At 43.4% G+C, this 8,261-nt stretch carries 8 protein-coding genes and 1 riboswitch; of the genes, 2 read left to right on the plus strand and 6 right to left on the minus strand.

The features are described 5' to 3' along the window. Window positions 1–41: 41 nt before the first annotated feature. The 4 genes from cpdA to B3X18_RS03305 all read right to left on the minus strand — a co-directional run bounded on the left by cpdA (window position 42) and on the right by B3X18_RS03305 (window position 4,797). Window positions 42–851, minus strand: coding sequence for a 3',5'-cyclic-AMP phosphodiesterase (gene cpdA / locus B3X18_RS03290; RefSeq protein ID WP_005022985.1), 810 nt, complete (start codon window positions 849–851; stop codon window positions 42–44). Between the two features lie 9 nt (window positions 852–860). Next, entirely contained in the window at window positions 861–1,481 is a 621-nt protein-coding gene (locus B3X18_RS03295) for an NUDIX domain-containing protein (RefSeq protein WP_005022987.1), read from the minus strand. Between the two features lie 76 nt (window positions 1,482–1,557). Continuing rightward, a complete protein-coding gene (thiC, locus tag B3X18_RS03300) occupies window positions 1,558–3,450 on the minus strand; it encodes a phosphomethylpyrimidine synthase ThiC (RefSeq protein WP_286935135.1) in 1,893 nt (630 codons plus the stop codon). An 89-nt stretch (window positions 3,451–3,539) separates the two neighbouring features. Further along, window positions 3,540–3,666: riboswitch (TPP riboswitch) on the minus strand. A gap of 66 nt (window positions 3,667–3,732) precedes the next feature. Then, on the minus strand, window positions 3,733–4,797 hold the full coding sequence (locus tag B3X18_RS03305; RefSeq protein WP_005022990.1) for a hypothetical protein: 1,065 nt from the start codon (window positions 4,795–4,797) through the stop codon (window positions 3,733–3,735). A 361-nt stretch (window positions 4,798–5,158) separates the two neighbouring features. Between B3X18_RS03305 and B3X18_RS03310 the strand changes: the two genes are divergently transcribed. Next, the gene (locus B3X18_RS03310) at window positions 5,159–6,511 is read left to right on the plus strand and encodes a TolC family outer membrane protein (RefSeq protein ID WP_034671015.1); all 1,353 of its coding nucleotides are present in this window, start codon (window positions 5,159–5,161) and stop codon (window positions 6,509–6,511) included. A gap of 99 nt (window positions 6,512–6,610) precedes the next feature. Next, window positions 6,611–7,333, plus strand: coding sequence for a phosphate signaling complex protein PhoU (gene phoU / locus B3X18_RS03315; protein WP_005017107.1), 723 nt, complete (start codon window positions 6,611–6,613; stop codon window positions 7,331–7,333). Between the two features lie 528 nt (window positions 7,334–7,861). Here phoU and B3X18_RS03320 read toward each other — a convergent pair. After that, window positions 7,862–8,134, minus strand: a complete 273-nt coding sequence (locus B3X18_RS03320; RefSeq protein ID WP_005022992.1) for an oxidative damage protection protein — start codon at window positions 8,132–8,134, stop codon at window positions 7,862–7,864. 29 nt (window positions 8,135–8,163) lie between these two features. Further along, window positions 8,164–8,261, minus strand: a 98-nt coding sequence (locus B3X18_RS03325) for a hypothetical protein (protein ID WP_286935136.1), incomplete at its 5' end; no start/stop codon positions are given.

The following is an 8,261-nucleotide window of genomic DNA, read 5'->3' on the forward strand; positions in this document are numbered from 1 at the left end:
TTAAGGGTCTTAAATTAGCCCAAAATTTAAGAAATGAAAAGTTAATAGCCTGAAATTTCTGTCTCAATTCTGTGATGAAAATCTTTTAAGCGATGTACTTGCGTATCTAACTGGCCACTGCTGTGCAGCTTGAGTATCCGGTAGCCTGGAGCCTGCTCATCTAGCGCAAACTGGTCACTGAGTGGCTTAAACTGAACAGAGGTAGATGGGGTCGATAAAAACTGGATATTATTCCAGATATGGATGGAGTCCTGATGTACATGACCACAAATTACAGCCTGTATATTACTATGCTGAGCCAATATTTCTGTCAATTCCGGGGTATTCTTGAGTTTATGCTGGTCGATCCATCGGGATCGCATCTCGAAAGGGTGATGATGGCAGGCAATTAAGACATGCTGATGCGCATGTTGCTGAAGTTGCTGTTCAAGTGCCTTAAGCTGTGTCTGGCTAATGTGGCCATCTACTCGGCCATCCACTGCACTATTTAATAAAAACAAGCACCAGTTTCCAAGCTCGACAATACCCGGTTCATGATAACTCTGCTGAAACGGAAAATAATCAAGATCATCATGATTGCCTGGAACCTGAAAAAAGGGTATTCCTAAACCCTGCATATAGCTGAGATAACGCTGGTATGTGATGTGTTCGGGTTCCTGGGCCAAGTCTCCTGTATGAATAATCGCATCAATGTGGGGATGCTGGAGAAGAATCTGCTGTATGACTGCATGAAAGCTTTGTTCGGGGTTCATCTGTACAAATTCTTTTTCAGCTTGCCCCATCAGATGCGTATCGGTGATTTGTATGATCACCCAAGTATCTCGATGCTCCATTGAATGAGAGACTATCATCGTTATCCTTCAGTTCTTTATTATTGTGACTACATGCTGCCTAAGCCATTGCAAGGCCATGATGACTGGGGCATTACATAACCGATTCTGCTGAAATAGCGGGTCAATGTCCTGATAGTCCAAAATATGAAGACGAATATTTTCGCCTTCATCGGGCATACCAAAGATTCCTCCGTTTAGATCGAGCTTTGCTTGGGCTGTATATAGGTGAAATAACTCGGAGCAGGCCCCTGCAGAAGGGTAAAAGCTAAAAAGATGTTGCAGGGTGTGAATTTCGCAACCTGATTCTTCAAGACTCTCACGGTACAGACACTGTTCAGCAGATTCACCTGCATCAAGAACACCCGCAATTACTTCAAGCTGCCATGGTGATTCATGGTCATCGACAGCACCAATACGGAACTGCTCAATCAAAGCAAATTTCTGCTGTTCATCATTATAAATCAGGACACCTGCCGCCTCTGGACGATGAATCAGCTCGCGCTGTAATACAGGAGTGTAGGTATTCTCGCCAAACAGGCGATGACGCAAGGCGACTTTCTCGACCTGTATAAAACCTTGGTACACACTTTCACGTGCTTCAATCTTAACATCGGTTGCAGAATAGCTGGCCTGTTCAATGATGGTCATACGTTCAATCAGGATGAAGAAATGTTTACTTCATCCTAACTGAGATTAAGACTTACTCAAATGTTTTTTTAGAAATTTAGACTTTATGATAAAGCTTCTGGCCTGCCTCATGGTAAGCCGCCTTCATCGTTTCAAAGCCTTCTTCTACCTGCTGTGCTATTTCGAGTTCCTGGTTCTTTGCCTGATTCTGAGCATAATCCCGGACATTCTGGGTAATTTTCATTGAGCAGAATTTTGGACCACACATTGAGCAGAAATGAGCTGATTTATGTGCCTCTTTGGGTAGGGTTTCGTCATGCATACTGCGGGCTGTATCAGGGTCCAGACTCAGATTAAACTGGTCATCCCAGCGAAATTCAAAGCGGGCTTTGGATAGAGCATTATCACGCACTTGGGCTCCGGGATGACCCTTAGCCAGATCTGCTGCATGCGCTGCAATCTTGTAAGTGATAATCCCGTCTTTTACATCTTTTTTATTTGGAAGCCCCAAGTGTTCTTTTGGCGTGACATAACACAACATGGCAGTACCGTACCAGCCAATCATGGCAGCCCCAATAGCCGAGGTAATATGGTCATATCCCGGAGCAATATCGGTAGTCAGCGGCCCTAATGTATAAAATGGCGCCTCCTTACATACTTCAAGCTGCAAATCCATGTTTTCCTTGATCATATGCATAGGCACATGACCAGGGCCTTCAATCATGACCTGCACATCATACTCCCAGGCACGTTGAGTCAGCTCGCCTAGAGTTCGTAGTTCATTAAACTGCGCTTCATCATTGGCATCCTGAATACACCCCGGACGCAAGCCATCTCCCAGACTGAAAGAAACATCATAGGCTTTCATGATTTCACAAATTTCATCGAAATGGGTATACAGAAAATTTTCCTGATGATGGGCCAGGCACCACTGTGCCATAATCGAGCCGCCACGCGATACAATACCGGTCAGACGCTGAGCAGTCAGTGGAACATATCGCAGTAATACGCCAGCATGAATAGTAAAGTAATCAACACCCTGTTCAGCCTGTTCAATCAAGGTATCTTTAAAAATTTCCCAAGTCAGGTCTTCGGCTACTCCATTTACTTTCTCCAGCGCCTGATAAATTGGAACAGTTCCAATCGGTACCGGGGAGTTACGGATAATCCATTCCCGGGTTTCATGTATGTTTTTACCAGTTGACAGATCCATAATGGTATCGGCACCCCAGCGGGTTGCCCATGTCATTTTAGAAACTTCTTCATCAATTGATGAGCCCAGAGCCGAATTCCCGATATTGGCATTGATTTTGACCAGAAAGTTACGACCGATGATCATCGGTTCAATTTCTGGATGATTAATATTGGCAGGAATAATGGCCCGGCCTGCTGCTACCTCCTGACGCACGAACTCTGGCGTGATTTCACGTAAATTCTGTGCACCGAAGTTCTGGCCACTATGCTGTCGGGTGTCAACGCCGTGACACTGACGCTGATTTTCACGAATAGCAATATATTCCATTTCTGGCGTAATAATACCCTGTTTTGCATAGTGCATCTGGGTAACATTTTTACCTGCTTTGGCACGACGGGGCTGTGAGATATGGGCAAAGCGGATTTCGGCAGTAGTAATATCTTTTAAGCGCGCCTGTCCGAACTCTGAAGAAAGCTGGTTCAGGACTTTGGTGTCTGCACGCTCTTCAATCCATCGTTTACGTACATCTGGCAGGCCCTGCTTCAGGTCAATCTTGATTCTCGGATCGGTATAAACACCCGATGTATCGTAGACCATAACTGGTGGGTTGTGTTCACCGCCTAGACCGGTTGGGGTGTCGGTCAGACTGATTTCACGCATGGGAACCTGAATGTCGGGACGTGAACCCTGTATATAGACTTTTCTTGAAGCAGGCAAAATAAGGGTCAGTTCTTTGGCTTCTTGCTCATGCTGACTAGATAAAGGTAAAGAAGAATGATTCGTTAACTGGTTCATGTACATGATCCTTATGAATGATATCAACGAATCAAGCACGACCAAAAACGGTGGCAGATTTATCCTGTAAGAATAAAAGAAGAGCTTCAGTTTTTAGATGGCTTGATTCCTACGCAGGTCTTAACCTGATCAGGTTCAACGGTACTCATGATCAATTCCTGAAAAAAGGAATTACATGATCTCAGCGAGTAATTACTCGCGCTCCGTCAAGCATGTAAAGATCTTAGCATGGATTTTCAGAATGAACAGCCATGCTTGAAGTAACAATGTAGTTCTTTGGTCTTAATAACTTATACAGACAGCATCACTAAAACAGTCACGATATTGGTCACGTGGGGAGTTGGCATACGGGTCACGTAACTGAACATATTTTTCCAGCTGCCGTAAGGTCAAAATATTTTCCTGTCCTGAAAGACGTTCCGGCGCAGTCAGCTGAACTTTTATTTTCTGATTACGCTGGGCGGGTGACATCTCTACAAATTCTAAAAAGCGTTTGGACTGGGCGGCCAGTTCCGAGTCGCGCTGTTTAGCAACTTGCTGAATCACAGTCAGTGCATCTGGCCGTATAGAAAGCTCACCAGTATAGGTATCAGAGATTGGGGTGTTATTCATACCTTTAAACAGAAATGAGGTATAAAGTGAAAGCAGCAGTCTGGCATCATCTATAAAGCTGCTATTCGGATATTGCTTGACATAGCTTTCCCAGAACTGTGCACGCTGTGCGATTTCATCCCAAGAAATTGTCAGTGCGCCATCACGCAGAGGACTCTGCTGGTTCTGGCTAGCCAGTTTTTCAATAAAGATTCGCTCGGCAGTCGGTAAATAGGGGGCAAAAATCTGTGCCAGATATTGTGGCTGGCGGCGATAACTGAACATGCCTTCTCCACCATCATATAGCTCATAATATACTTTGCCCTGATGCTTGAGCAGGTACTGATCACGCGGTGAAAATTTTTCGGTATAACTTTGCTGTAACGTCGGATGAGGGGACTGGTTAAAAGCATAGTCTTCAAATGCTGTCTGCTGTTCAGGAGTACGCTTAACTGTCAAAAAGCGCTGATACATGGCATTCGAGGCTTTGAGAATCTGTTTTTGCTGTTCAAATTTTAGCTGTGGCAAACAGGTTTTAATTTGTGCATTGACTTGATCTAAGGACTCTACTGTACTTTCCGAATTAATTTTCTGCATCTGTTCTGCCAGGTTCAGGCAGCGGGTATCATCCTGTTGTGGAGCAATACGGGTAGGAGGCGGCGTTTCTTGCTTGGCTGTTTTCTCCATTTCGGGCTTCTGGCAGCCAGCCATAGCTAACACCAGCAGGGAGAGAGAAAGATAAGCAAGAGGCTTCATACGTTTTTTCCTCCAAGGCGGGGGACTACTTGACTCAGGTTGTATGATGCGTGAGCAAGACAACAGCGTACTAAGAGCGAGCAAACTAGCAGAATATGGTTGATGATGATTATCTTTAAAAACCCAGTAAAAGCTGTAGTATTGTTTAAATTATTTGTAAGCAATATGTAGTATGGATTTAGGCAAGATAGCTGGATTTTACTATATTCTTACCCTATTGAAACTGCCTGAAGTCAAGAACTGGGAAAATTTAATAAAAATCATACTTAAACTTGGCTATTCATGAGTAATATGGCATACCTGAAAACTGTCCTGAAAAAGATAGTTCGGTTTTTTGCGGTGTAGATGGGCATTTAAAAAAATGAAGAAAAAAATTTTCCTGAGCCTGTTTTTTCTAACTACAAGTTCACAGCTTTATGCACTTGATCTGGTAGAGGCTTATCAGCGTGCCAAACAGTCAGACCCAAGCTGGCAGGCTAATCTTTACCAGTATCAGGCCGATCAGCTTAATCTGGGTATTGCGCGTACTAATTTTTTGCCGACAGTCAGTGTCAGCGGTAATATTACCCGTAAACATCAGGGAAGTGACCAAAGCAATAGTGTGACCATTCCAGGTTTTGAAAATTTTGGTGATGCCTTAATGTCCTCGACCTCTACCACGAAGCAAATTTCGATTACGGCACGTCAGCCCTTATTCCGTAAAGATGCCTGGGAGGGTTATAAACAGGTACAAACCTCCGTACTGCTGAGTGAAGTACAGTTACGCCAGCGCCAGCAGGACCATATTCTCAATGTGGCTGAGAGTTATTTTAATGTCTTACGTCAGCAGACACTGACCAGCTCTCATTTACAGGAAGAGAAAGCATTATTAGAGCAGCTGGAAATGATGAACGCCAAGTTACGTGAAGGACTGGTTGCCCGTAGTGATGTCAGTGAAGCCAATGCCCAGTACCAAAATGCCCGGGCCAACCGGATTTCAAGTAATGTACAGTTGCTTCTGGCGCAGGAACAGCTTGCACAACTAATTGGGCCATATCAGGAAAGTCTGGCGGTGCTTCAAGAAAATTTTAGCTATCAGCAACCTTATCCGGCTAATTTGCAAGAATGGACTACCTTGGCACAAAATCAGAATCTTTCAGTACAGCAGGCACGTTTGCAACAAAAATATAATGATGACCAACGCCGGATTGAACGGGCAGCCTTATATCCGCAGCTTGAAGCAGTAGCTACCTATGGCTATACCAAACAGTCACCGGAAACACTTATCTCTGGTGATGGTCAGTTTGACCAGATTGGCGTGGAAATGAACTGGAATCTTTTTAATGGGGGACGCACACAACAAAATATACGAAAGGCTACAGTCGATATCCGGCGTGCTGAAGCAGAGCTGGAAGCTGCTGTCCGTAAAAGTACAACTGATGCCAAACAGGCCTACCTGCAGGTTCAAACTGACCAGAATAAATTAGAGGCCCGTAAGGCTGCGATGCAATCATCCGAGCTGGTATCACGCGCTTCACTTGCTCAATATAATGAAGGTTTAAAAACTATAGTAGATGTATTGCTGGCTCAGCGTAATGCTTTTTCTGCCCGGCAGGATTATGTAAATGCACAGTATGATCATCTGATTAATATATTGCGTTTGAAAGCCGCCGCAGGTCAGCTCAATGAACAGGATTTGCAGGAAATGAACAGCTGGCTGGTTGAAAAGTTTTGACAGCTATTCATAAATGAACTGTCATCAAAGTTTCATCATAGCTATGCTTTAATACAAGATGCATCAGAATTTTCTTTTTAGCTGGCTGGAGTCTTTATCTTGAGCTTGAATAACCCTGTATTAAGTCACCATATTTCTTCACAGTTTAATGAAGAACTGCAAGGTGTTACGACTAAATTTATGACTATGGGCGGTCTGGTCGAGCAGCAGGTGGCCAATGCAATACGGGCTTTGCTGGATACAGATACCAATATGGCTATCGACGTACAGTTTCAGGATAACGTAGTAAACCGTTATGAACGGGAAATTGATGAAGGGTTAACCCTGATTCTGGCACGCCGTCATCCGGCTGCGATTGACCTGCGTATGGTGATCGCGATGAGCAAAGCAAATACTGACTTGGAACGGATTGGAGACGAAGCCGCAAAAATCGCCCGTATTGCCCAAAACTTATGTGAAGAAGGCGGATCGCCACGGGGTTATATGGAAACCCGGCATATTGGCAATCAGGTGCGGGTTATGATCCATGATGCACTGGATGCTTTTGCTCGGGTCGATGCTGAGCAGGCGCTTAAAGTACTTTTAGCCGATGCCGATATCGATCGTGAATACCAGTCAGCCACCCGTACCCTAATGACTTATATGATTGAAGATCCACGCCATATTTCCCGGGTACTGAACGTGATGTGGGTATTGCGCTCACTTGAACGTATTGGTGATCATGCCCGTAATATTTCGGAACAAGTAATTTATATTGCAAAAGGACTTGATGTACGTCATACCAGCCTAGATGAAATTGAAGAACACGTACAACGCCGCTAAACAGACGTTTTAAAAAGTGAAAAGGCCCGGGGAAAGTTTCCCGGACCTTTGAGTCAAGAGTAAGGAAAAATCATCACATCCTGTACCCATTGCAATTTTTAATTATTTTTCTATGCTCACCTAGCTTCCTGCTTGGCTACAACTTTAGTCTAATGGAATTAAGTAAATATCGTAGAAGTAAAAATCTGATATCACTGTAAGCTAAAGCTTATACAAGAGTAAGCAAAAAATTAAATATAGAATAAAAAAGTCCCAGACTTTGGGGGAAATCTGGGAACGAAAGAGGAGCTCATTCAAAATTTCACTTATGCAGAATTCATCAGAGCTTTATATAAGTTTTCTTAAAATCAGTATAAGAATTTCAGGTTTATTACTCATTATAGTTCATGTGTTTTGATGTGAAGGGCATGTAAATTAAGTTAATATAGTGTAATTAATTGCTTTAAAAATAAGCTTTGTCTTTATTTATTAAAAGTATAAATTGAACAACAATATCTTGACCCACTCTAAAGTGGGTCAAAACAAAGATTAATTTTCTGGTTTCCAGCCCTCAGCTTTTTCTACACTTGCATCATTACTGAAAAATTTTTCACGTTGCTCTTCAAGAAATTTTTTTGCGTCGGGTTCAAATACATTCAAACGCTTTTCATTAATGAGGGTGGTCTGGTGCTGTAACCATTCCTGCCAAGCCTGTTTAGAAACCGTGTCAAATAGTTCCTGACCTCTAGCGCCGGGGAAGGGCGCAAATTCTAACCCTTCCATTTCTTTTTGATATTTACGGCAAAACACCTGTCGAGACATATCAATACTCCAAAGTTAAGATATAGCGTTTAAGCATAAAGCTTTTCTAAACGCGCATGCGCACGATCAATAGCTGCTTCTACTTGAGCCGGTGCTGTACCGCCAATATGGTTACGCGCATTTCCTG

It is taken from the genome of Acinetobacter sp. UBA6571 (assembly GCF_002434085.1).
In the GTDB taxonomy this organism is placed as follows: Bacteria; Pseudomonadota; Gammaproteobacteria; order Pseudomonadales; family Moraxellaceae; genus Acinetobacter; species Acinetobacter radioresistens.